The sequence below is a fragment of the Kaistia sp. 32K genome (assembly GCF_016629525.1).
In the GTDB taxonomy this organism is placed as follows: domain Bacteria; phylum Pseudomonadota; class Alphaproteobacteria; order Rhizobiales; family Kaistiaceae; genus Kaistia.
In genome coordinates this window covers 4,356,602-4,377,399 of the sequence record NZ_AP024269.1, presented here as the reverse complement: position 1 = coordinate 4,377,399, position 20,798 = coordinate 4,356,602, and the positions used below count along the sequence as shown (strand labels likewise).

Annotated in this window: 20 protein-coding genes; 6 read left to right on the top strand and 14 right to left on the bottom strand. The window is 67.2% G+C overall.

Annotation, left to right across the window (positions count from 1 at the left end):
• Nucleotide 1 precedes the first annotated feature (1 nt).
• Nucleotides 2-1,048 (top strand): Gfo/Idh/MocA family protein, encoded by a 1,047-nt coding sequence (locus K32_RS20240; protein WP_201401239.1) that lies wholly within the window; start codon nucleotides 2-4, stop codon nucleotides 1,046-1,048.
• Between the two features lie 30 nt (nucleotides 1,049-1,078).
• Here the strand turns inward: K32_RS20240 and K32_RS20235 are convergent, their stop codons facing one another.
• The 9 genes from K32_RS20235 to K32_RS20195 form a co-directional block, all read right to left on the bottom strand.
• A complete protein-coding gene (locus K32_RS20235; protein WP_201401238.1) occupies nucleotides 1,079-1,258 on the bottom strand; it encodes a hypothetical protein in 180 nt (59 codons plus the stop codon).
• 251 nt (nucleotides 1,259-1,509) lie between these two features.
• Complete coding sequence (locus K32_RS20230; RefSeq protein WP_201401237.1) at nucleotides 1,510-2,307, bottom strand: ABC transporter ATP-binding protein; 798 nt, start codon at nucleotides 2,305-2,307, stop codon at nucleotides 1,510-1,512.
• Nucleotides 2,304-3,185 (bottom strand): ABC transporter permease, encoded by an 882-nt coding sequence (locus tag K32_RS20225; protein ID WP_201401236.1) that lies wholly within the window; start codon nucleotides 3,183-3,185, stop codon nucleotides 2,304-2,306. The genes K32_RS20230 and K32_RS20225 overlap by 4 nt, the downstream gene beginning before the upstream one ends.
• A 137-nt stretch (nucleotides 3,186-3,322) precedes the next feature.
• Nucleotides 3,323-4,276, bottom strand: a complete 954-nt coding sequence (locus tag K32_RS20220; RefSeq protein WP_201401235.1) for an ABC transporter substrate-binding protein — start codon at nucleotides 4,274-4,276, stop codon at nucleotides 3,323-3,325.
• Between the two features lie 120 nt (nucleotides 4,277-4,396).
• Nucleotides 4,397-5,344: an ABC transporter permease gene (locus tag K32_RS20215; protein WP_201401234.1), complete on the bottom strand. Its 948-nt coding sequence runs from the start codon at nucleotides 5,342-5,344 to the stop codon at nucleotides 4,397-4,399.
• Entirely contained in the window at nucleotides 5,341-6,228 is an 888-nt protein-coding gene (locus tag K32_RS20210; protein WP_244670011.1) for an ABC transporter permease, read from the bottom strand. Before K32_RS20210 ends, K32_RS20215 begins: the two co-directional genes overlap by 4 nt.
• A gap of 92 nt (nucleotides 6,229-6,320) precedes the next feature.
• Nucleotides 6,321-7,814, bottom strand: coding sequence for a sugar ABC transporter ATP-binding protein (locus K32_RS20205; RefSeq protein ID WP_201401232.1), 1,494 nt, complete (start codon nucleotides 7,812-7,814; stop codon nucleotides 6,321-6,323).
• Nucleotides 7,815-7,951: 137 nt separating this feature from the next.
• Nucleotides 7,952-8,965, bottom strand: coding sequence for a substrate-binding domain-containing protein (locus K32_RS20200; RefSeq protein WP_201401231.1), 1,014 nt, complete (start codon nucleotides 8,963-8,965; stop codon nucleotides 7,952-7,954).
• A 150-nt stretch (nucleotides 8,966-9,115) separates the two neighbouring features.
• Nucleotides 9,116-9,787 carry a GntR family transcriptional regulator gene (locus K32_RS20195; RefSeq protein ID WP_201401230.1) on the bottom strand — a complete coding sequence of 224 codons (672 nt, stop codon included), beginning with the start codon at nucleotides 9,785-9,787 and terminating at the stop codon, nucleotides 9,116-9,118.
• A gap of 434 nt (nucleotides 9,788-10,221) precedes the next feature.
• Here K32_RS20195 and K32_RS20190 point away from each other — a divergent pair, with 434 nt between their 5' ends.
• From K32_RS20190 to K32_RS20175, 4 genes are all read left to right on the top strand, one after another.
• Complete coding sequence (locus K32_RS20190) at nucleotides 10,222-11,541, top strand: aspartate aminotransferase family protein (RefSeq protein ID WP_201401229.1); 1,320 nt, start codon at nucleotides 10,222-10,224, stop codon at nucleotides 11,539-11,541.
• A 210-nt stretch (nucleotides 11,542-11,751) separates the two neighbouring features.
• Nucleotides 11,752-12,708 carry a TRAP transporter substrate-binding protein gene (locus K32_RS20185; RefSeq protein ID WP_201401228.1) on the top strand — a complete coding sequence of 319 codons (957 nt, stop codon included), beginning with the start codon at nucleotides 11,752-11,754 and terminating at the stop codon, nucleotides 12,706-12,708.
• A 51-nt stretch (nucleotides 12,709-12,759) separates the two neighbouring features.
• Nucleotides 12,760-13,302: a TRAP transporter small permease gene (locus tag K32_RS20180; protein ID WP_201401227.1), complete on the top strand. Its 543-nt coding sequence runs from the start codon at nucleotides 12,760-12,762 to the stop codon at nucleotides 13,300-13,302.
• The gene (locus K32_RS20175; protein WP_201401226.1) at nucleotides 13,299-14,579 is read left to right on the top strand and encodes a TRAP transporter large permease; all 1,281 of its coding nucleotides are present in this window, start codon (nucleotides 13,299-13,301) and stop codon (nucleotides 14,577-14,579) included. The genes K32_RS20180 and K32_RS20175 overlap by 4 nt, the downstream gene beginning before the upstream one ends.
• 100 nt (nucleotides 14,580-14,679) lie before the next feature.
• Here K32_RS20175 and K32_RS20170 read toward each other — a convergent pair whose 3' ends face one another.
• The 3 genes from K32_RS20170 to K32_RS20160 form a co-directional block, all read right to left on the bottom strand.
• Nucleotides 14,680-15,528 (bottom strand): AraC family transcriptional regulator, encoded by an 849-nt coding sequence (locus tag K32_RS20170; protein ID WP_244669640.1) that lies wholly within the window; start codon nucleotides 15,526-15,528, stop codon nucleotides 14,680-14,682.
• A 275-nt stretch (nucleotides 15,529-15,803) separates the two neighbouring features.
• Complete coding sequence (locus K32_RS20165) at nucleotides 15,804-16,742, bottom strand: threonine/serine dehydratase (protein WP_201401224.1); 939 nt, start codon at nucleotides 16,740-16,742, stop codon at nucleotides 15,804-15,806.
• A complete protein-coding gene (locus K32_RS20160; RefSeq protein ID WP_201401223.1) occupies nucleotides 16,739-17,761 on the bottom strand; it encodes a succinylglutamate desuccinylase/aspartoacylase family protein in 1,023 nt (340 codons plus the stop codon). Before K32_RS20160 ends, K32_RS20165 begins: the two co-directional genes overlap by 4 nt.
• A 186-nt stretch (nucleotides 17,762-17,947) precedes the next feature.
• Here K32_RS20160 and K32_RS20155 point away from each other — a divergent pair, with 186 nt between their 5' ends.
• On the top strand, nucleotides 17,948-18,952 hold the full coding sequence (locus K32_RS20155) for an IclR family transcriptional regulator (protein WP_201401222.1): 1,005 nt from the start codon (nucleotides 17,948-17,950) through the stop codon (nucleotides 18,950-18,952).
• 47 nt (nucleotides 18,953-18,999) lie between these two features.
• Here K32_RS20155 and K32_RS20150 read toward each other — a convergent pair whose 3' ends face one another.
• Nucleotides 19,000-19,863, bottom strand: a complete 864-nt coding sequence (locus tag K32_RS20150; protein ID WP_201401221.1) for a carbohydrate ABC transporter permease — start codon at nucleotides 19,861-19,863, stop codon at nucleotides 19,000-19,002.
• Nucleotides 19,860-20,798, bottom strand: a complete 939-nt coding sequence (locus K32_RS20145) for a carbohydrate ABC transporter permease (protein ID WP_201401220.1) — start codon at nucleotides 20,796-20,798, stop codon at nucleotides 19,860-19,862. The genes K32_RS20150 and K32_RS20145 overlap by 4 nt, the downstream gene beginning before the upstream one ends.

Here is a 20,798-nt window from a genome sequence, read left to right as displayed (position 1 = left end):
TATGACGATACGCAGGGGCGCCCTGGTCGGGTGCGGGTTCTTCGCGCGCAATCACCTGAATGCGTGGCGGGAGCTCGGCGATCGCGCCCGCATCGTCGCCGTCTGCGACGTGGATCGGGCGAAGGCGGAGCAGGCTGCGGCGGATTTCGGCATTCCGGCGTTCTATGACGATTTCGAGCGCATGCTGGCGGAGGAGAAGCCGGATTTCGTCGACATCGTCACGACGGCGCCGTCGCACCGCAAACTGGTCGAGGCCTGCGCCGCGCATGGCGTCGCCGCCATCGTGCAGAAGCCGCTGGCGCCCGACTGGGAGGATGGCTGCGCGCTGGTCGACGCCATGGACAAGGCGGGCCGGCCGCTGATGGTGCACGAGAATTTCCGCTTCCAGGCGCCGCTGCTGCGCGCCGCCGAGATCGCCCGCTCGGGCGTGCTGGGCGAGCCGACCTGGGGCCGGTTCGCCTTCCGCACCGGCTATGACATCTACCGAGGCCAGCCCTATCTCGCCGAGGTCGAGCGCTTCGTGCTGCTCGATATCGGCGTGCACGTGCTCGACGTCGCCCGCGTCTTCATGGGCGAGGCGGAGAGCGTCTATTGCCTGGGTCAGTCGATCAAGGAAGGCATCCAGGGCGAGGACCAGGCGACCGTGCTGATGCGCCACGCCAATGGCGCCGTCAGCGTCTCCGAAGGCAGCTATGCGAGCCGCCAGGAGCCGGACCTCTTCCCACAGACCCTGATCCATTTCGAGGGAACCAAGGGTTCGATCCGGGTCGAGGCCGATTGCCGGCTGGTCGTCACCTCGCCGGAAGGCAATTTCATCGAAATCGCCAAGCCGAAGCCGCTTTCCTGGGGCGGCGAGCCGTGGCTGCTGATTCAGGACAGCGTCGTCTCGACCCAGCGCCACTGGCTGGATTCGCTCGACGCCGGCACGGCGCCGGCGACCTCCGGGCACGACAATCTCAGCACCTTCGCCCTGGTCGAGGCGGCCTACAAGTCGATCGAGACGGGCGGCCCGGTCAAGCCGGAGGCGTTCGCGGCGGTGCCGGCGTAACGCGTTCGGCTGTTCAGGGCGTCGCTTGTTCTAAGGGAGCGAGCGACGTCCGGAATTCCATTTCTTGGAAGTCCCGCTCAATCGGTCGATCATCGTCGTATGGCGTTGAGTGGAGATTTTCGGCATGGCCAGCACGACGAACAGACCGGCTTCCACAGCACCGAGCGGTTGCGGAACCTGCCGGAACTGCAGCTCGCTGTTCTGGGGCATCGGCGCCGGCCTCGGCCTTCGCTGCGTCGGCGAGGCCGGCAGGGACGGGGCGGGCCGCTGATCTCATCGCCGGATTCTAGCCGCCGACGGAGTGGAATCTGGCTTTCACCTCTCCCTGAGGGAGAGGTCGGAGCGCAGCTCCGGGTGAGGGTTTAGGGAACTATCGGGTGAGGCCGTAAACCCTCACCCGCCGGCCTGCGGCCGTCGACCTCTCCCTCAGGGAGAGGTGAAAATGACTGTGCCCCGCAAGATCAGCTCACCAGTAGGGCGTCGTCGTCGAGGGTTTCGCCGCCGCGCGCCTTGCGGAACATCTCGATCAGGTCCTCGATCGTCAAATTCTTGCGGCTCTCGCCGACGACGTCGAGGATCACCTTGCCGCCATGCAGCATGACGGTGCGGGTGCCGTAGTCGAGCGCCTGGCGCATCGAATGGGTGACCATCAGCGTCGTCAGCTTGTGCTTCTCGACCAGCGACTGGGTCAGCTCCATGACGAATTCGGCCATGCCCGGATCGAGCGCCGCCGTGTGCTCGTCGAGCAGCAGCACCTCGCTGCGGGCGAGCGTCGCCATCACCAGCGACAGCGCCTGGCGCTGGCCGCCGGACAGGAGGTCCATCCGGTCGTCCATGCGGTTTTCGAGGCCGAGCTTCAGCTCGGCGACGCGCGAGCGGAATTCTTCACGCCGGTTGCTGCCGATGGCGAGGCCGAAGCCGCGACGGCTGCCGCGCGCGGCGGCGAGCGCCAGGTTTTCCTGGATCGTCAGCGCGCCGCAGCTGCCGGTCAGCGGATCCTGGAAGACGCGGGCGACATATTTCGCGCGGTCGGCGGTGGCGATCTTGGTGACGTCGCGGCCACCGATGACGACGCGGCCGGCCGTCGGTATGACGTCGCCGGCGAGCACGCCGAGCATGGTCGACTTGCCGGCGCCGTTCGAGCCGATCACGGTGACGAAGGAGCCCGTCTCGATCTTGAGATCGAGGCCGGAGAGCGCCTGCTTCTCGAGCGGCGTGCCGCGTCCGAAGACGACGGAGAGGTTGGAAAGCTCGATCATGCCGCGGCCCTCCCGCGGCGAAGGCGCGGCAGCACGAGGGCTGCGGCGACGAGGACGGCGGTGACGAGGTTGAGGTCTGACGCCTTGAGGCCCAGCACGTCGCTGGAGAGCGCCAGCTGGATGGCGATGCGGTAGAGCACGGAGCCGACGACGCAGCCGATCAGCGCCCAGATGATCAGGCGCGAGTGGAACAGCGTCTCGCCGATGATCACCGCCGCGAGGCCGACGACGATGGTGCCGACACCCGAGGTGACATCGGCGAAGCCGTTGGTCTGGGCGAACAGCGAGCCGCCGAGCGCCACGAGCGCGTTGGAGAGCGCCATGCCGAGATAGATGTGCAGGCTGGTGTTGACGCCCTGGGCGCGCGCCATGCGCGGGTTGGCGCCGGTCGCCCGCATGGCGAGGCCGAGGTCGCTGGCGAGGAAGCGCCAGACCAGGAAGACCGCGATGATGACGAGGACGCCGACGAAGAGCGGCCGCACGTAGAATTCGGAGAGGCCGTGGCCGTAGAACGGCGTCAGCATCGTGTCCTGGTTGATCAGGGCGACGTTCGGCTTGCCCATGACGCGCAGATTGACCGAGAACAGCGCGATCATCGTCAGGATCGAGGCGAGCAGGTTCAGGATGCGGAACTTGACGTTCAGCGTCGCGGTGACGAGGCCGGCGACGGCGCCGGCCGCCATGGCGACGGCGGTGGCGAGCCAGGGGTTCCAGCCGGCGATGATCAGCACGGCGGCGACGGCAGCACCCAGTGGGAACGAGCCGTCGACGGTCAGGTCCGGGAAATCGAGGATGCGAAAGGCGAGATAGACGCCGATCGCCACGAAGGCGAAGACGAGGCCGAGTTCAACCGCGCCGAGGAAGGCAATTTGGCTCACGAAAGCGGCCTCTCCGATGGAGCCCGCCCCGCGCGGCGCGGGTCGGGCTCGTCCGTTTCAACGGATCCGCGGGCGATCTCTGCCGCCCGTCGTTCCGCCCTGAAGAAAGGCCCGGCGCTGGGCCGGGCCATTCCTGATTACTTGATGACCTTCGTCGCGCGATCAACGACCGCCTTCGGCAGCTCCAGGCCGATCTTTTCGGCGGCGCCCGGATTGATCACGAGGTCGGTGCCGGCGGCGACGTTGATGTCGATGTCGCCGGGCTTCTCGCCGTTCAGGATGCGGACGACGATCGCGCCGGTCTGCTTGCCGACGTCATAGTAGTTGAAGCCGAGCGCCGCGACGGCGCCGCGCGAGACCGAGTCGGTATCGGCGGTGAACAGCGGCAGCTTGCTCTCGACGGCGACGGTGACAGCCGATTCCAGCGCCGAGACGATGGTGTTGTCGGTCGGCACATAGATGGCGTCGACGCGGCCGGCGAGCGCGCGGGCGGCGTTCTGCACTTCCGACGAGCGGGTGGCGGGCGACTCGATCACGGCGATGCCCTGCTCAGCGCCGAACTTCTTCAGGAGCTCGACCAGCGTGACCGAGTTGGTCTCGCCGGGGTTGAACAGCACGCCGATGGTCTTCACCGACGGCAGGATTTCCTTGATCAGCGCGACGTGATCGGCGACCGGCGAGAGATCCGAAAGGCCGGTGACGTTGCCGCCCGGCTTCTGCAGCTGCTTGACGAGCTGGGCGCCGACCGGGTCGGTGACGGCCGAGAAGACGACCGGGATGTCGCGCGTGCCGGAGACGACGGCCTGGGCCGACGGCGTCGAGATCGGCACGATCACGTCCGGGCCGTTGCCGATGAACTGGCGGGCGATCTGCGCGGCGGTGCCGGGATTGCCCTGCGCCGACTCGTAATTGAAGGTCAGGTTCTCGCCGACCTTGAAGCCGGCCTCGCCGAGCGCGTCCTTGACGCCGTCACGAACCGCGTCCAGCGCCGGATGCTCGACGATGGCGGTGACGTCGACGGTGACGTCGCGCGCGAGGGCAGGCTGGACGAAAGCGAGGGTCGCAATCGCGGCGGCAGTCAGGAACTTCATCAGATGGCCCCCCTTAGTGGCTTTGGAATTTGTTTGTTCGGTCAAAAGGTGAAACCAGCCCTCGGCGGAGAAGTCAACATCGATGCCGGTTAGCCAGGCGGAGGCGGGGCGATGGCCGCCTCAGCGAAGCGATTTCTGGCCTCCCGCGGCGGTGATCACGCCGACGATGATGAGGCCGGTCAGAAGCAGGCGGACGCCGGCGCTGACGCCAAAGGTGTTCAGCATGGTGAGGAGCAGGACGAGGAAGAGCGCCGCGCCCCAGATGCCGGGCACATTGGCCTTGCCGCCGGCAACCGAGGTGCCGCCGATGACGACGACGGCGATCGAGCTCAGGAGGTACTCGTTGCCGATATCGACGCTGGCGCCGCGGAAATAGCCGGCGAGCAGGGCGCCGTTGATGCCGCCGAGTGCGCCGGAGAGCGTGTAGGTGAAGAAGCGGATGCGCTCGACCGGGATGCCGGCGAGCCTGGCGGCGCGCATGTTCTGGCCGATCGCCAGCACCGAGCGGCCATAGACCATCCGTTGCAGCGCGATGCCGGCGAGGAAGGCGAAGATGGCACCGCCGATGGCGAGGATCGGCACGCCGAAGATTTGGATGTTGGTGAAATCGGCGAAGGCCGGCGGCGGCTTGATCTGCAGGCCGCGGCCATAGGCGATGTCGATCGAAAGCACGATGAAGCTCGATGACAGCGTCGCGATGATCGGCGGGATGCGCAGCGCCCGGATCAGCAGATAGTTGAAGGCGCCGACCGCCATGCCGCTCGCCAGCGCCGCGACGAGGCCGACCGCGATCATCGAATTGCTGCCGCCCATCACCTTCATGGCGACGGCGCTGGCGAGGCCGATATTGGCCGGTAGCGACAGGTCGACATTGCCGGGGCCGAGCGTGATGACGAACATCTGGCCGATGCCGACGATCACCATGAAGACGGCGAGCGACAGCGCCGCCGTGATCATGCCGCCGGCGCCATAGCCGCCGGTGAAGGTGATGGCGGCGAGCCAGACGGCGAGGGCGCCGATATAGGACCAGATCCAGGGGCGGCCGAGGAGGGTTCGGATCGCGCTCACCGGTCGCCCTCCCGGCGGCTGATCAGGGCGCGCGCCGCCAGCACGATGATCAGGATGGCGCCGTTCGCCGCCACCTGCCAGTCCGGCGGGATGTGCATGAAGGTGAGGAGCGGCGAGGCGGCGAGCGCCAGCGTCAGCGCGCCGATGACGGCGCCGATCGGCGAGACGCGGCCGCCGACGAATTCGCCGCCGCCGAGGATCACGCCGGCGATTGCCAGCAGCGTGTAGCCATTGCCGAGATTGGCGTCGGCCGAGGTGGTGATGCCGACGAGCGCCATGCCGGACAGCACGCCGAACAGGCCGGTCAGCGCGAACATCGTCACCTTGGTCTTGAGGATCGACCAGCCGGCGCGGTGGATCGCCTGCGGGTTGCCGCCGGTGCCGCGCAAGACGGCGCCATAGGAGGTCCGCATCAGGCCGAAATGCACGACGAGGCCGATGACGATGGCGGCGACGATCGGGAAGGGCACGAAGGGCGGCTTCAGGCTCATGAACGCCTGCAGCCAGTCCGGCGCCTTGCCGCCCGGCTTCGGCAGCAGCAGGATCGCCAGCCCCTGCCAGACGAAGCTCATGCCGAGCGTCACGACGATCGACGGCAGATTCCTGAGATGAATCAGCGCGCCGAGCGCTGCGTAGACGCCGATCGAGCCGAGCAGGACGAGGATGCCGAGAAGCGGCGTCTCGCGCAGCCAGGTGGCGGTAACGCAGGCGACGAAGCCGACAAAGGTGCCGATCGAGAGATCCAGCTCGTTGACCGTGATGACGAACATCTGCGCGATGGTGGCGAGCGCGATCGGGATCGCCAGGTTCAGCATCAGCGAGAAGCCGAAATAGCTGATCGCGCGCGGGTTCAGATACGCGATGGCGATCAGGATCAGCGTCATCGACAGCGCCGGCAGCAGGGCGCGGAGCAGCCGGGCGAAGGCGGGCGAGCGGAAGCCCGTGCGGGCGAGGGGCTCGGCGGATGCCGCGGCGGTCACGAGGCGATCCCCCGGGGACCGGGTCCCGCGGCCTCCTCGAAGGAGGACTGGATGACCTTCTCCTCGGTCAGGTCGCTATGGGCGAGGTCGGCGACGATGCGGCCGTTGCGGAAGACATAGACGTGGTCGCAATGGCCGAGCTCGTCCATCTCCGTCGTGTACCAGAGGAAGGTGCGGCCCCGGCGCGCCTCGGCCCGGATCAGGTCGTAGACCTCGAGCTTGGTGCCGATATCGACGCCGCGCATCGGATCGTCCATCAGGATGATGCGGGCGTCGGAGCCGAGCGCGCGGGCGAACAGCACCTTCTGCTGGTTGCCGCCGGAGAGCGACAGGATGTTGTTGTCGAGATCCGGCGTGCGGATGCCGATCTTCTCCTGCCAGGCGCGGGCGAGCGCCTGTTCGCGCTCGGCCGACAGCAGCCAGCCGCGCTTGAGGCCGGCGAGCGAGCGGATGCCGATGTTCTCAGCGATCGACCAGAGCGGGAAGATTCCGTCGGTCTGGCGGTCGCCCGCGACCAGCGCGACCGGCGCGTCGATCTCGATGCCGGGCCGGCGATGGGTCGAGGCGGCGTAGATGTCCAGCAGCAGGCGGGTCTGGCCATGCCCTGCAAGGCCGGCGAGGCCGATGATCTCGCCCTCATGGGCGACGAGCTCGGCCGCGTCCTGCTGGTGCCGTGGCCGCGCGCGAACCCTGACCGCCGTCTTGTCGCGCGTCCGGGCTTCCGTGGCGGTGTCGCCGCCGCGCGAATGGGCGCCGCCCATTGTGGCGACCAGCCGGTCGCGATCGAAGGCGGAGGCCATGTCGCTCGCCACGACGCGGCCGTCGCGCATGACGACGATGCGGTCCGAGGTCGAAAGGACCTCGCCCAGTACATGCGAGATCAGGATCGTGCTGATGCCTGCGTCGCGCGCCCGCCCGACAAAGGCGAGCAACTGGCCGGCGGTGTGCGCATCGAGTGACGATGTCGGTTCGTCGAGGATGACCAGGCGGAGCGGATCCTCGGTGACGGTGAAGGCGCGCGCCACCTCGACCATCTGGCGCTGGCCGATCGCCAGGTCGCCGACGACGTCGGAGGGGTCGATGCCGTGGCCGGGAAAGATCTCGTCGAGCTTGGCGCGGATCAGCGCCGTCGAGCGCTGGCGCCAGCCGGCACCCTTGAGGGCGGCGTGGCTGATGCGCGTGTTCTCGGTCACCGTCAGGTTCGGGCAAAGCGACAGCTCCTGGAACACGCAGCGTATGCCGAGTTTTTGCGCCCGCGCGACGGAGTATGCGGTTTCGAGCCTACCGCCGATGGCGATTGTGCCGCGGTCGGGCGTGCCGGTTCCGGCCAGGATGTGCATCAGCGTCGACTTGCCGGCGCCGTTGTGGCCGACCAGCCCGACGCATTCGCCGGCGCGGACCGACAGATCGACGCCGTCGAGGGCCCGGACGGCGCCGAAATGCCTTTCGACGCCGTCGAGCTTCACGATGACAGGGCTACCCTCGGACATTCCAACCCGCATTCGATTCCATGGCAGGAGGGCAGCTGGAGCCTTTCACCGCTTCCTGGAAACGGGAAAGGCTCTACCGCATTGCCGGGTCGCGTCTTCTTCCCGCGAACCGCTTCGCTCGAAAACGCTCGCGCGGCCTACTTGATGTTCGCCTTGATGGCTTCGATCGCGTCGGCCTGGGTGTATTCATGCGTGGCGACGCCGCCTTCCTGAATGTTCGGCAGGGCGGCCTCGAAGTCCTCCTGGGTAAAGGCGAGATAGGGCACCAGAAGGTCGTGCGGGATATCGGTGCGGCCGTCGAGCACCTGCTGGGCAACCCAGAAGGCGAGCGAGGAAACGCCCGGCGCGATCGAGGACGACCAGGTCTGGTAGCCGTCCTTGGCCTTCTGTTCCTTCCACCAGGCGAGCTCGTCTTGGCGGTTGCCGAGGATGATGGTCGGACGCGGCTTGCCGGCGGCGGCGAAGGCCTGCGCCGCGCCATAGCCGTCGCCGCCCTGGTCGACGATGCCGACGATCTCGGGCAGCGAGGGCAGCACGGTGGCGACGGCCTTCTGCGCCGTCGTCTGGTCCCAGTTGCCGGTGACCGAGTTGACGATCTTGAACTGCGGGTTGGCGGCGACGCCTTCGAGGATGCCGGCGTGGATCGCCTCGTCGATCGAGGTGCCGGCGAGGCCGCGGATCTCGAGCAGATTGCCGCCCTTCGGCTGGAACTTCGCCATCTGGGCGACCTGTTCCTTGCCCATCGCCTTGAAGTCGACGACGACGCGATAGGCGCAGGGCTCGGTGACGATGCCGTCGAAGGAGACGACGACGATGCCGGCGTCGCAGGCCTGCTTGACGGCGCCGTTCAAGGCGTCCGGCGAGCCGGCGTTGATGACGATGGCGTCATAGCCCTGCAGGATCAGGTTCTGGATCTGCGCCGCCTGGGTCGGCACTTCCTGGTCGGCGGTGGTGAAGACGTCGGACGCGGCGACGATGCCGTCGGCGACCGCCTTCTTGGTGATGATGTCGTAGCTCTTCAGCATCGCCTGACGCCAGGAATTGCCGGCGTAGTTGTTGGAGAAGGCGATCTTCTTGGATGACGTATCGGCATAGGCGGTGCCGGCCAGACACAGCAGGGCGAGCGCCGCCAGAATGGGCGATTTCCTCATGGCGTATTCCTCCCAGAGCCTGCCGCTTCAGCGCGTCTCTTTGCGGCTCATATCTCAGGCTCGCATAGGGGGAATGGCCGGTCAATCGGATTGGCCGGCCCAGGAAGACGTTGGGGAAGGTGCGCGCGGCGCTGGTATCGCGGCGCGCGGTCAGCGCATGCTTTCGATCAGGTCCTCGGCATCCGCGTCGGCATGGCGGTTGGCGAGCTGGAACGCCGCCTCGGCGTCGCCGTTGCAGATCGCGCTGACGAGGGGCGCGTGCAGCTCGATGATGTCGTGCGGGTCGCTGTAGAAGCGGTCGGTCAGCCGCAGGAACATGCGCGTCTGGCCTTCGAGGCGGTTGTAGACCTCCATCAGCCGGCGATGGCCGGAGATCTCGATCACGGTGCGGTGGAACTCGAAGTCGAGCTCGATCAGCTTGGCGCGATTGCCGGACTGTGCCGCTGCACGCATCGACTGCAGCAGCGCCTCCAGCGCCTTCCGGCCGGCATCGTCGATCCGCTTGGCGGCGAGGCGGGCGCCGAGCGATTCCAGCGCCTCGCGCAGCATCGAGATCTCGTAGACGTCGGCCTTCTCGACGGTGATGACGAAATTGCCGCGACGGGGGCGGTATTCGACCAGCCCTTCCGCCTGCAGGAACTTCAGCGCGGCGCGGATGGTGCCTTGGCTGACGTTGAAGCGATTGGCGAGATCGAGCTCGATCAGGCGGGCGCCGGGCGCGAGCTCGCCGTCGAGGATAGCCGCGCGCAACGCGCCGCCGATCTCGGATTCGAGGCTCGCATGGGTGTCGCCGGATACCAGCTTCTTGCTCGGACGGGCCATCATGCGGCTCCCGCCGACTGGGTCGCGGGCCATCCGGCCCCGCAATCGGCGCCGACGTCCGCATTCCGGTGCGCCGTCCGCTTCATCCCGTGCCGATCCGTCATGCGCTCAAGCCCGCTTCGTTGGTCCGCCGGTGCGTCGCCGGCGTTGAAAACTAACAATAAACGATATTCCGACCACGACTAGGCCGGGAATTCTGCCGTCCCGCATCTTTTGCGGGTTGTCTCGAGCGGGTGCGCGGCCTGGTCGTGGCGCGGCAAGATCCTGTCCTTTTGCATGCGGATTTTATCAATAATCGATATTGACAGCGTTCCAGTCCCGAAGGATGTTGCGCGCCGCCCGGAGGCGGCCCCGGCGGGGCTGCCGCCCGAGCCGTCCATTGCCGCCCCATTGCCGCCGCGAGACCGGCGGCGACCGCCCAGCAGGAGAGCCAGGTGTCGTCGATTTTTTCCAGGGACTATGCCAGCGAGCTCCCGACCGCGGTGCGCGGCAGCGGCGTCTATCTCTATGACGCCGACGGCAAGTCCTATCTCGACGGCATGGGCAGCGCCGGCGTCGTCGGCATCGGCCACGGCCGCACCGAGATCTACCAGGCGCTTGCCGCGGCCGGCGATGCGGTGACCTTCGCCTATTCCGCCCAGTTCACGACGCCCTGGCAGGAAGAATTCGGCAAATCGATCCTCTCCGTCGCGCCGAAGGGGATCGAATCCGTCTATTTCGTCTCGGGCGGCTCAGAGGCCAACGAGACGGCGCTGAAGCTGGCGCGCCAGTATCATCTCGAGCGCGGCGACACGCAGCGCCAGAAGATCATCTCGCGCTGGCAGAGCTATCACGGCGTGACGATCGCGACGCTGTCGCTGTCGGGCCGCACCAGCTGGCGGGCGCCCTATACGCCCTACATGCTGCCGGTGATCCACATCGCGCCGCCCTACGAATATCGCTGCGCCTACTGCAAGGACAAAGGCGGCTGCACGCTCGATTGCGCCGACGAGCTGGAGCGGGCGATCAATCTCGAGGGGCCGGAGACTGTCTCCGCCTTCTTTGCCGAGACGATCGTCGGCACGACCGCCTCCGGCCTCGTGCCGCGCCCCGACTACTACAAGCGCATCCGCGAGATCTGCGATCGCTACGGCATTCTCTTCGTCGCCGACGAAGTGCTGGCCGGCTACGGCCGCACCGGTCGTCCGTTCGCGATCCAGGATTGGGACGTCGTCCCCGATATGATCACCTGTGGCAAGGCGATCGGCAGCGGTTACGCGCCGCTCGGCGCGGTGCTGATCAACGACAAGATCACCAATTTCTTCCGCGAGAGCCGCAAGCGCTTCGTGCACGGCTTCACCTATAGCGGCCACCCGACCTCGTGCTTCATCGGCCAGCAGGTGTTCGACATCATGTCGAAGGAGGGCCTGTTCACCCGCGCCGGCACGATCGGCAAGCATCTGCATGCCCGGCTGAACGATCTGCAGCAGCGCCATCCCTGCATTGGCGAAGTGCGCGGGCGCGGCCTCTATGCCGGCGTCGAATTCGTTGCCGACCGCGCGACGCGCGCGCCGTTCGCGGCCGAGAAGAACTTCACCTCGCGGCTCGTCGCCGGCATGAAGGATCGCGGCGTCATCGTCGGCGGCGGCGTGCCCGGCGCCAATTTCGGCCAGGGCGGCGACCACATCCAGATCACGCCGCCCTTCATCGTCAGCGAGGCCGAGATCGACCAGCTCGTCGACGCGCTCGACGACACGATCGGCGAGATCGCCTAAGGCCTGCGCCGCGGCGGTGGCCGAGCGCCGGATCGCGGCGTTGCCTTAATATCGGGCAGCCCGGTGCGAATGAGAGTGACTTGCGGACTATCAATAATCGAGTATCGTTTGTTGATCCAACCGCAAGCAACGAGACGTCCTTGACTGCGCCGGCCGGCGCGTGCGCCTGCGGTGTGCCGGAATAAAAAGAACCAACGAGGGAAATACAGAATGCTGAAGACGCTTCTCGCCGCCGCCTGCGTCGCGGCGCTCATGACCGTGTCGGCGCAAGCCGGCGTGACGATCCGCGTCGGCGGCGCCGGCTCCGACGACAGCCCGGACACCAAGGCCATGCAGGTCTTCAAGGACAAGCTCGAGGCTGACCTCGGCAGCGACGTCGCGATCGAGCTGTTCCCGGGATCGCATCTCGGCACCGTCGACGAGATGGTCGAGCAGGTGAAGGGCGGCGTGCTTGAGTGCATGTATGAGAGCGTCGGCGTGCTCGGCTCGTTCCATCCGGCCGCGAATGTCGAGGGCGTCGCCTATCTCTACCGCGACGAGGATCATTTCTTCCGCATCTGGCGCGGCCCGGTCGGGCAGGAGATCCTGGATTCGATCGCCAAGGACGCCGGCTTCCGCGTCGTCGGCCCGGCCTATCACGGCTTCCGCCAGTTCCTGGTGACCAAGCCCGCCGACAGCCTCGATGACCTGCAGGGCCGCAAGGTCCGCGCTCCCGGCATCCCGGCCTATATCGAATCGATCCGCGCGCTCGGCGCCAATCCGGCCACCGTCGCCTTCGAGGAGGTCTACACGGCCATCCAGCAGGGCGTCGTCGACGGCGTCGAGCAGCCGCTCTTCGCCATCCAGGACAAGCGTTTCTACGAGGTCGCCAAGCATCTGGTCATGACCAATCACATGGCCGAGACCATGGGCTTCATGTGCAATGCCGACTGGTACCAGGCCCAGGACGAGCGCACCCGCAACGCGATCCACGCCGCCGCCGACGCCAGCGCCGACTGGTACAAGGGCTACACCAACGAGGCGCAGGCCGCCGTGCTCGAGAAGCTCGTCTCCGAGGGCGTCATCGTGCACAAGCCCGACCTCGCGCCCTTCATGGAGAAGGCCAAGGAGGCGAGCTACGATCCGGCGCTCGAGCCGATCATCGCCAAGATCCGCGCGGTCCAGTAAGACCCGGCCCGCCGCCTCGGCGCGGCGGGCTTCTCTCCCCTGGGGGTATCGATGACAAGCATCCTCGTCCGGGTCGGTGATCTCTTGCGCCGGCTGCTCAGTTTCCTGGTCGGGGCCATGCTGCTCGCGATCGTCCTTCTCGTCTGCGTGCAGGTCTTCTCGCGCTACTTCATCGGCGCGGCGACGCCGGGGATGGCGGAAATCTCCCGTCTCCTCTTCATCTGGCTCACCTTCCTCGGCGCCGCCCTGCTGATCAGCCGCCGCGAGCTGATCGTCATCGATTTCCTGCATGACCGGCTGAACGCCGACCTGTTCAAGCGGCTCGGCATTTTGATCGACCTCGCCACCGCCGCCTTCCTGGTCATGCTGGTGATCTATGCCCGCCATCTGATGATCGTCGTCGGCCAGAAGATCGCGCCGGCGACGGGTCTGCCCTTCGCCTGGTTCTACGGCTCGATCCTCGCCTTCGCCGGCCTCGGCCTGTTCTTCATCATCGAGCGCATCCTGGCGCCCTCCGCCGCCGCCGCGCGCGAGGCGCGGGCCAAGGCCCTGGCCGAAGGCCATGCCGCTCCGACCGAAAGCCTCCCGTCATGATGATGCTTGGCGTTCTTGCCGCCGTCTTCCTGGTGCTGACCCTGCTCGCCGTGCCGATCGCCGTCGCGCTCGGCGTCGCGGCGCTGGTCATCGTCGCCATCTGGGGCATGCCGGGCTTCATCCTGGCCCAGAAGATGGTCAACGGCATCGATTCCTTCCCGCTGCTCGCGGTGCCCTTCTTCATCCTCGCCGCGCTGGTGATGAACAGCGGCGGCATCACCACGCGCGTCGTCGACCTCTTCTCCTCGGCGCTCGGCCGCATCCGCGGCTCGTCGGGTGTCGTCAATGTCGGCACCAACGTGTTCCTGGCCGGCATCTCGGGCTCGGCCGTCGCCGACGCCTCGGCGAGCGGCGCGCTGCTGATCCCGGAAATGCGCAAGCAGGGCTACACCGGCGGCTTCGCGGCGGCGCTCACCGCCGGCGCGGCGGTCATCGGCCCGATCATTCCGCCGAGCATCCCGCTCGTGATCTATGGCGTCATCGCCCAGGTCTCGATCACCAAGCTGTTCGTCGGCGCCTATATCCCGGGCCTGCTGATCGCCATGGCGCTGATCACCTATGTGATCCTCTATGCCAAGAAGCGGAACCTGCCGGCGCGCGGCCGCCAGCCCTGGGGCGTCATCGGCCGCCAGTTCAAGGGCAGCGTCTGGGCGCTCTCCATGCCGCTGCTGCTGATCGTCGGCGCCAAGGGCGGGCTCTTTACCGTCACCGAGCTCGGCGCGGTGCTGGTGCTCTACGCGATCTTCGTCGGCTGGGTCATCCACCGCGAGTTCAAGTGGGCGCAGTTCCCCGGCATGCTGACCGATGCCGGCCTGCAGACGGCCAACATCATGCTGGTCGTCGCGGTCTCGTCGTTCATCGCCTATCTGGTCGTCGTGCACGGCATTCCGCGCGACATCCAGGCCCTGCTGCATGGGGCGCAGCTGTCGCCCTGGGAATTCCTGCTGATCGTCAACCTCGTCTTCCTCGTCGCGGGTATGTTCCTCGATTCGACCCCGGCGACGATCATCCTGGTGCCGATCTTCCTGCCGGCGGCGACCAGCTTCGGCATCGACCCCACGCATTTCGGCCTGGTGATCGTGTTGAACCTGATGGTCGGCCTGATCCATCCGCCGCTCGGCCTTAACCTGCTGATCACGCAGTCGATCGCCAAGGTGCCGATGCGCGATGTGATCTGGGCCAGCCTGCCGATCGTCGGCATCGTGCTCGCCGTGCTCCTGATCATCACCTTCGTGCCGCAGACGGTGTTGTGGCTGCCGGGCGTGATGGGGCTTTGAGCCGTCGGAACCGCAACGAATATGGGGCCGCTCTTCGGAGCGGCCCTTTCTTTTTGGGAGGCATGTCCCGGCTGAGGCTCGGCGCGTCTGGCCCCGACCCCTACGCCCGCGCCTCGGTCGCCGGGTCCCGGCGCGGGATCGTGCCGATCCGGCGGGAATCGCGCCGATAGGCCGAGGGCGAGCGGCCGCAGATCCGGACGAACTGCCGGTTGAAATTGGCGACGTTGTTGAAGCCGACCTCGAAGCAGATGTCGGTGACCGGCTTGTCGGTGCGGCTCAGCAGATTGCAGGCCGAATGGACCCGGGTGCCGTTCACGTAGCGGGCGAAGGTATGGCCCGTCTGTTTCTTGAAGAAGCGCGAGAAGGCGCTCGCCTCCATGCCGCAGAGCCCGGCGACCTGCGCCAGGCGGATCGGCGTGGCGTAGTTCTCCGAGATGTGGTGGATCGCGACCTCCAGCTTGCCGGAGGCGCGCGGCGGGGCGACATCGCCCGCGGCCGCGCGGGAGAGAATCCGGCGCTCCTCCGGCCTCCCGGCAAGCGCTGCCATCAGCTCGAGGAACAGCACCAGGCGCTGCGGCCCGTTGGCCGCGCCGATCTCGCGCAGCAGGCGACGGCCGGCCTCCGCCGTCTCACCGGAAAATTCGACGCCGCGCGCCGCGTCGGAAAACAGCGCGCCGAGATCCTGAAACTCCGGACAGAGGGCGACCACCTTGTCGGCGAAGGCAGGGCTGAACTGGATCAGCATGTCGCGATCGGGAACGCGGGCGCCGGGCAGGATGGCGCTCACCCAGTTATGCGGCAGGCCGGGCCCGGTCAGCACCAGGCTGCCGGGGCGGAAATCGCCGACATAGTCGCCGATCATCATCTCGCCGGAGCTCTCCTGGATCAGGTGCAGCTCGTATTCGGGGTGGTGGTGCCATTTGGCGAGATGGTGGGGGTAATCGTGCACGTTCCAGCGAAAGGATTCCGATGGCGCACAGACGATGACCTCGAAATCAGGCGCGAATCTGCGCTCGAAGCCCATGGCGGCTCTTCCTCCCTGGACCGCCGTCGGCGTTGTTGCCACGCCCGGATGCGGTCCCGTTCCCGACCCTCGGCATAACGGAGCGCGCATTCTTGGGCCAGTCGCCGGGAAAAGAAAAGGCGCGCGGGAGGGGGAGGAGCGCAGCGGCCGCGGCCGATGCGCTTTCGTCGTTGCCGGCGATCGCGCGCCAGCGGGATCGATCAGACCAGCGCGTCGGGACCGGCGCCGCAGACCAGCGCGCCGACGGAATGGCCGGCCGGGAAGCTTAGAACGCCGGTGCGGAGCGCCGCGATCGCGGCGGCGCCGGAGAGATCGGCGGCGATGCCCATCTCGAACCAGAGCCAGCGGCTCGCCTCGAGCATCGCTTCGTCCGGGATCAGCACGATGTCGTCGACATGGTCGCGCACCAGTTCGAACACGCCCGGATCGGTCTCGGCGCAGGACATGGTGGCGACGCGGCTCGTCACGGAGGGCAGGCGGACGACGCGGCCGGCATCGAGCGACGCCTTCAGCGTCGGCGATCCCTCCGGCTCGATGCCGATGATCCGGACCGACGGCTTCAGCGCCTTGATGGCGACGCCCATGCCGGAGATCAGGCCGCCGCCGCCGATCGCCACCAGCACGGTGTCGACGTCGGGGATTTCTTCCAGCAGCTCAAGCCCGATCGTGCCCTGGCCGGCGATCACGTTGGCGTCGGCGAAGGGGTGGAAATAGGCGGCGCCGTTCTCCTTGGCGAAGGCGAGGGCGTGCAGGTTCGTCTCGTTCCAGATGTCGCCGATGATCTCGACGGTGGCGCCCCAGCGCTTCAGCTTCTCGACCTTGGCCGGCGTGATGCTCTTCGGCACGAAGATCGTCGCCGGCACGCCGGCGAGCTTTGCTGCGCGCGCCGTCGCCAGGCCGTGATTGCCGCCCGAGGCAGTGACGACGCCGCCGGCGAGCTCTTCCTTCGGCGTGGTCAGCAGCTTGTTGGTGGCGCCGCGCGCCTTGAACGAGCCGGTCGGCTGCAGGCTTTCGAGCTTCAGCGACAGCGTCGCCTCGGTCACCGGTTCGGCGAGCGCCTCGGCGCGGATGGTCGGCGTGCGGCGGATATGCGGGGCGATCCGCTTGGCGGCGGCTTCGATATTGGCGAGCGTGATCATTTCAGGGATCCCCCATAGGGTGAGGCGACGACGACGCAGCAATTGCCGGGACGGACACGGCCGGGCTGGCGACGTCCATAGAGGATGCCGTCGGCGGAGTAGGTCAACTCCGCCGGCTTGCGATCGGGATGCGACAGGAAGTGGATGCGTCCGGCCGGCTGTCCGCGCGACACCATCGTGCCGTTCCTGTGGAAGGGCTCGAACACGCCGTCATCGTCGGAGAGCACGAAGGCGTCGGATCCCGGCAGTTCGAACAGGCGCTGTTCGTGCCGCGGCGCCGTCGCCATCTCCGGCGGCAGGACGCCCAGATGCGACAGCACGTTGCGCACGCCGCGACGGCAGATGTCGAGCGCGTCGAGCGAGACGGTGCCGCCACCGGCCATCTCGGTGCCGACCACGGTCAGCCCGGCGCGCGCGGCCGAGGCGGTCGCCGTGCGATGGTCGCCGCGATTGTCGATGACGACGATCAGCGGCGCGTCGAAGGCGGTGACGGCGGCGACGTTCCTGGCGTGCTGGATCGGATCGGCGACGGGCTCGATCACCGAGCTCGGCATCAGGTCGAGCGACGAGCCGCCCGAATGCAGGTCGAGGAAGGCGTCGCCCATCGGGAAGAGCGCGTCGTTGACGAAGGCTGAGATCTGCTGGGTCGCGGTGCCGTTGGCATCGCCCGGAAAGGTCCGGTTCATGTTGAGATCGTCGATCGGCGACGTGCGGCGGGCGGCGTTGACGGCCGGCAAATTGATCGCCGGAATGAAGATCAGCCGGCCGGCGACGAGACCGGGATCGAGATCGCGGATCAGTTCGCCGAGCGCGATCGGTCCTTCATACTCGTCGCCGTGATTGCCGCCTTCGAGGATGACGGTCGGGCCGACGCCGTTCTTGATGACGGCGAGCGGCACGCGGATCACGCCCCAGGCGTCGTCATGGACCGAAAGGGGCAGGTTGAAATAGCCGCTCTGCTTGCCGTCCTTGTCGAAGTCGACGGTGCATTGCGCCAGTTGCTTAGCGTTCAGGCCCATTTTCTACTCTGTGCGGAGACGATGAAGGGAGGGGCGCGATCGTCCGTAGGTTGAACGCACCCTATTTTCTATCACTGATGATATCAAGAGTTGATATGTGATATCATGCAAGGGCATTGTTGGCGCAAATGTCACCTTGCGCCGCAGCCTCGGCGCGGCAATGACGGGCACCGAAGGAGAAGCGCTATGACCACAGCCAAGCGGCCATCCGGCGGGACGGGCGTCGAAAGCCCCGAGCCGGCGCGGAAGACGGTGAAGTCCCGGGGGCCGGCGGCCGGGTCGAAAGGCGCCGATGCCGCCGACGCCAAGTCGGCCGGCAAGCCTACCACCAAGCGCGCGGCAAAGGTTGCCGCGGGATCGGCGGTCAGCGACGCGGCCGCGAAGCCGGCCTACAGCGCCCCCGCGCTGGAGAAGGGCCTCGACGTGCTCGAGCTGCTGGCGAGCCTCTCCGAGGGCGTGACGCCGAGCCAGATCGCGCAGCAGCTCGGCCGCTCCCTGCAGGAGGTCTATCGCGTCGTCGTCGCGCTGGAGCGGCGCGGCTATATCCAGCGGCCGCCGGGCGAGGAAAGCCTGGTGCTGTCGAGCAAGCTGCACGATCTCTCCTACCGTTATCCGCCGATGCGGCGGCTGGTCGACGCCGCGCGGCCGGTGTTGAACCGGGTGGCGATCGACGCCTATCAGGCCTTCCACCTGGCCGTGCTGGACGGGCTTTCCATCCGCGTCGTCGCCCAGGTCGACAGCCCCGCGCCGCTCGGCTTCCGCCTGCGCGTCGGCACGCAGAACCCCGCCATCCGCACCGCCTCCGGCCGTCTGCTGATCGCCTACCAGCCGCCCGCCGTGCAGGAATGGCTGTTCGAGGCGATCGGCCAGAATGCGCCGAAGAGCGAGGTCGACTGGCTGCGCCGGCGCGTCGAGGTGGTCCGCTCGGTCGGCTACGAGATGATCGCCGGCGAGGCGCTCAAGGGCATTACCGATGTCAGCTTCCCGATTCTCGATTCGGAAGGCTACGCCCCGGCCGTGCTGACCATGCCGTTCCTCGCCTCCTCGACCGAGAAGGTGCCGATGGACGACGCCAATCTCCTGCTGTTCGAGGCGGCGCAGACGATCACCGGCCTGCTCGGCGGTAAGCTGGTCGCGCCGCGCTTTCCGCTGGTCGATACCGGCGGTCCCGTCGGTAGCCCCGGCCGCTGAGACGGGGCGGGCCGTCCCGTGAGACGGCCCCGCCTTTTCGGCGCGCGTCACCGCACCGCGCCCGCGATGGCGCCGGACAGGATCTGGCGCTGGAACAGCATGTAGACGAGGATCACCGGCAGCAGGGCGACGATCAGTCCGGCGCTGATCAGCGGGATCGAGACGTCGTACTGGCCGGATAGAAGCGCCACGCCGACCATCAGCGTCTTCTTGTCGGAGCCGCCCATGATGACGAGCGGCAGCAGCAGGTCGTTCCACATCCAGACGAAGTTCAGGATCGACAGCGCCGCGATCGCCGGGATCGAGATCGGCAGCAGGATCGAGAACAGGATGCGGATGTCGCCAGCGCCGTCGAGGCGGGCCGCCTCGATCAGCTCATCCGGAATCGCGCGGAAATAGGCCGACAGCAGATAGGTGCCGAGCGGCAGGCCGAAGGCGGCATAGGCGAAGATCAGGCCCTGATAGGTGCCGCCGAAACCGAGGTCGAGGATCGTCTCGTAGAGCGGATAGATGATCACCTGGCTCGGGATCACCAGCATCGCGATGATGAACAGGAAGATGTAGTTGCCGCCCTTGATCTTCAGCTTGGTGACGGCATAGGCGATGAACAGCGCCGCGACGGTCGAGAGGACCAGCCCGCCCGCCGTGGTGATGATGCTGTTGACCAGCAGCCGGCCGACCTGCATGCGCTGGAAGGTCTCGATGTAGTTGTCGAAGGTGATGTCGGTGACGAAGCCGAGCGGATCGGCGGCGAAGTCGGCGCGCGTCTTCAGCGAATTGATCACCGTGAAAACAAGCGGATAGAGCGTCACCACGGCGAGCACGACGAGGACCGCCGTGACCAGCCAGCGCGTCAGCGCGATGCGGACCGAGGAGATCGTCACCTGCGAGGTGGAGGCGGAGGATTTCATCGGGGCTTGCTCCCTTCGACATACATGCGGCGGACGACGAAGGCGGAGACGATGGCGACGAACACGAACAGCGCCATGCCGATGGCAGCACCCAGGCCGCGGTCGAGGAACTGGAACGTCGTAGTGAAGACGAGGAATTCCGGCAGCACGGTCGCCGTTCCCGGGCCGCCCTTGGTCAGCGCGTAGATCAGCGGGAACATCCAGATCAGGATGCCGGAGGTGCAGAGCACCGCCCAGTAGCCGATCACCGATTTGAGCAGCGGCATGATGATGTGGAAGAGCAGCTGCCAGAAGCCGGCGCCATCGAGTTTGGCTGCTTCGACCACTTCTTCCGAGACCGTCGAGAGACCGGAGAGATAGGTGAGCACGCCGAGGCCGAAGAAGCTCCAGAGCGCGACGGCGGTCAGCGACAGCAGCGCGCTGGTCGGACCGTTCAGCCATTCGATCGCGAGCGGCGCGAGGCCGATTACGCGGAGCAGCGCGTTCAGCGGCCCGTCCGGCGCCAGGATCTGGCGGAACATGATGCCGACGACGATCGGCGCGATCATGTAGGGCAGGAAGAACGCGGCGCGGAAGAACTTCCAGCCCGGCGTCTTCTGGAACAGGAGGAAGGCGAGCACCAGCGGCAGCACGATCCAGACCGGCAGCGTCGCGAAGGCGATCAGCGCGTTGCGGAACGAGTCGTGCACTGAGGGGTCGCTCAGCATGGTGCGGTAGTTGTCGAGGCCGGCGAAGGTCGGATCCTCGAAGCCGCGCGTCTCCTGCAGGCTGAGCCAAACCGTGCGCACGAGCGGCACCAGCTTGAACAGGATGGCGAGCGCGAGGCCCGGCAGCACGAACAGGGTGGCGACGAGCATGTCGCGTCGGATCCAGGGGCGTCTCGCCCCCGCCGCGCCCGTGCCGGCGCCGGTAGCCAGTTTGGCCAGCTCAGCCAT